This is a genomic window from Streptomyces sp. NPDC043854 (genome assembly GCF_056436005.1).
Genome location: NZ_JBWKDK010000124.1, coordinates 1 through 3,158 on the forward strand (window position 1 = coordinate 1; position 3,158 = coordinate 3,158).

2 protein-coding genes are annotated in these 3,158 nt (G+C 74.7%); one reads left to right on the forward strand and one right to left on the reverse strand.

Annotated features, from left to right (window positions below; genetic code table 11):
• Positions 1-523: 523 nt before the first annotated feature.
• The gene (locus AC068A_RS37235; protein ID WP_478590730.1) at positions 524-1,540 is read right to left on the reverse strand and encodes an SGNH/GDSL hydrolase family protein; all 1,017 of its coding nucleotides are present in this window, start codon (positions 1,538-1,540) and stop codon (positions 524-526) included.
• A gap of 124 nt (positions 1,541-1,664) precedes the next feature.
• Between AC068A_RS37235 and AC068A_RS37240 the strand changes: the two genes are divergently transcribed.
• The gene (locus tag AC068A_RS37240; RefSeq protein WP_478590731.1) at positions 1,665-3,050 is read left to right on the forward strand and encodes a cystathionine beta-synthase; all 1,386 of its coding nucleotides are present in this window, start codon (positions 1,665-1,667) and stop codon (positions 3,048-3,050) included.
• Positions 3,051-3,158: the final 108 nt, after the last annotated feature.

Genomic DNA, 3,158 nt, shown 5'->3' on the forward strand with positions numbered 1-3,158 from the left:
CGCGTCTGAGAGCGCCCCCCCCCCCCCCCCCCCCCCCCCCCCCCCCCCCCCCCCCCCCCCCCCCCCCTCCCCCCCCCCCCCCCCCCCCCCCCCCCCGCCGCCGCAGCCCCCGCGCCCCTGGGCCCCCGGGATCGGGTGTTCGGCTGCGGGCCGCGACCGGTTGATCGCGCAGTTCCCCGCGCCCCTGGGTCCCCGGGGTGGGATGTTCGGCTGTGGGGCCGCGGGTCGTTGTGCGCGCAGTTCCCCGCGCCCCTGGGGTTCCGCGGTGGGTGTGTTGGCTGCGGGCCGCGGGTGGCTGGTCGCGCAGTTCCCCGCGCCCCTGGGGCTTCGGGGGTGGGGTGCATGGGTGCGCGGGGAACCGTGCGAACAATCGGCCACGGTCCGCAGCCGGACGTTTCGGGCGTGCCGCGCCGGGCGGGGTGTTGCCGGGGGCGCGGGGGGCTGGGCGAGCAGCCCCGCAGCCGCAGATCCCACCCGGAAGCCCGGGGCGGGGAGGCCCGGGCTCGGGCGGTGGTGGGGGGCGTCAGGCTTCGGCGGGGGTTGCGGCGGGGGATTCGGCGGGGACGCGGCGGCGCCGGCGGTGCTTGAGCAGGGCCCACGGCCCGCGCGCAGCCGTGACCTCGGTGCCCGCCTGCCCGGCGGCGGCCGACGCGGCCTTGGCCACCGGCAGCATGTCCTCGTTCCGGGCCACGTCCAGCCGGTCGGACTCCGGCCACAGGGACAGCGCCGCGCACACCGTGGGCAGGATGGCCATGGCCGCCGTGGCGTACCCCTCCGCCGAGGGGTGGTAGGAGTCCGGGCCGAACATCTCGCGCGGGTTCGCCGCGAACTCCGGGCCCAGCAGGTCGCCCATCGAGATCGTACGGGCGCCCAGCGCGACGACCCCTATGGTCTGGGCGGCGGCCAGCTGGCGCGAGACCCGCCGGGCCAGCCACCGCAGCGGCTGGTAGACCGGCTCGATCGTGCCGAGGTCGGGGCAGGTGCCCACGACCACCTCGCAGCCGGCCAGCCGCAGCCTCCGCACCGCCGAGGTGAGGTGGCGGACGGACTGCGTCGGCGGCATGCGCCGGGTCACGTCGTTCGCCCCGATCATGACCACACACACGTCCGGGGCGGGCGCCTCACCGTCCAGCAGCAGCCCGACCTGCCGGTCGAGGTCGTCGGACATGGCCCCCGACAGGGCCACGTTCCGCAGCGCCACGGGCCGCTCGGCCACCGCCGCCAGCCCGGAGGCCAGCAGGGCGGCCGGGGTCTGCCGGGCCCGGTGGACGCCGAGCCCGGCGGCCGTGGAGTCGCCGAGCATGGCCAGCCGCAGCGGGCCCGGCCCCGGGCTGCCCGGGCCGTCCGCCGGCCCGCCGAACTCGCTCCCGTACAGCCCGTCGGCGCGCGGGGGGTCTCCCAGACCGGTCCCGACCGTCCGCTTGGCGAACTGGACCTCCGCCAGCACCAGACCGACGGCGGCGACCCCGACCAGCCCGAGCCCGCCTCCGCCGTACGCCGCTCCCGCCGCGATCCGGCGGGCCGTCCTTGCCCTGGACACCCTGCAAGCCACCTCCTGGTCTTGTCGACCTTCCTGCCCCGTACTTCCTGTCGGCCAATCCCTTTCCGCATACCCTGGCCATGTCTCCCGGAGAACCCGTGGAGTCCTGTCCCTGGAGAACATGGTGCATTTCCACGACTCGATGATCAGCCTCGTCGGCAACACCCCGCTGGTGAAGCTCAACCGTGTGACCGAAGGCCTGCAGGCCACCGTCCTTGCCAAGGTCGAGTACTTCAACCCCGGCGGCTCCGTGAAGGACCGGATCGCCCTCCGGATGATCGAGGCCGCCGAGGAGAGCGGTGCCCTCAAGCCCGGTGGCACCATCGTGGAGCCGACCAGCGGCAACACGGGTGTAGGACTCGCCATCGTGGCCCAGCAGAAGGGCTACAAGTGCATCTTCGTGTGCCCCGACAAGGTCTCCCTGGACAAGATCAACGTGCTGCGGGCGTACGGCGCCGAGGTCGTGGTCTGCCCGACCGCGGTCGACCCGGAGCACCCCGATTCGTACTACAACGTGTCCGACCGCCTCGTCCGCGAGACGCCGGGCGCCTGGAAGCCGGACCAGTACAGCAACCCGAACAACCCCCGTTCGCACTACGAGACCACCGGTCCCGAACTGTGGGAACAGACTGAGGGGAAGATCACGCACTTCGTGGCCGGCGTCGGCACGGGCGGCACGATCTCGGGCACCGGCAACTACCTGAAGGAGGTGTCCGGCGGCAAGGTCAAGGTCATCGGCGCCGACCCGGAGGGCTCCGTCTACTCGGGCGGCTCCGGGCGCCCGTACCTGGTCGAGGGCGTCGGCGAGGACTTCTGGCCGACCGCTTACGACCAGAACGTGGCCGACGAGATCATCGCGGTGTCCGACAAGGACTCCTTCCAGATGACCCGCCGGCTGGCGAAGGAGGAGGGCCTCCTCGTCGGCGGCTCCTGCGGCATGGCGGTCGTCGCCGCGCTGCGCGCCGCGCAGGACCTCGGCCCGGACGACGTGGTCGTCGTCCTCCTCCCCGACAGCGGCCGCGGCTACATGAGCAAGATTTTCTCGGACGAGTGGATGGCCGGGCACGGCTTCCTCGAGGAGGCGGGTCCCTCCGCCCGCATCGGCGACGTCCTCGCCGACAAGGAGGGCGACATGCCCTCCCTGGTGCACATGCACCCGGAGGAGACCGTCGGCGAGGCCATCGAGGTGCTGCGCGAGTACGGCGTCTCGCAGATGCCGGTCGTCAAGCCGGGTGCGGGCCACCCGGACGTGATGGCCGCCGAGGTCGTCGGCTCGGTCGTGGAGAAGGAGCTGCTGGCGGCGCTGTTCGCGCAGCGGGCGGCCCTGTCCGACCCGCTGGAGAAGCACATGAGCGCGCCGCTGCCGCAGGTCGGCTCCGGTGAGCCGGTCTCCGACCTGATGGCCGCGCTCGGCGAGGCCGACGCGGCGATCGTGCTGGTCGAGGGCAAGCCGACCGGTGTGGTGAGCCGCCAGGACCTGCTGGCCTTCCTCGCCAAGGGCGCCAAGTAGCCGCCCATACCCGAGCGGGGGGGGGGGGGGGGGGGGGGGGGGGGGGGGGGGGGGGGGGGGGGGGGGGGGGGGGGGGGGGGGGGGGGGGGGGGGGGGGGGGGGGGGGGG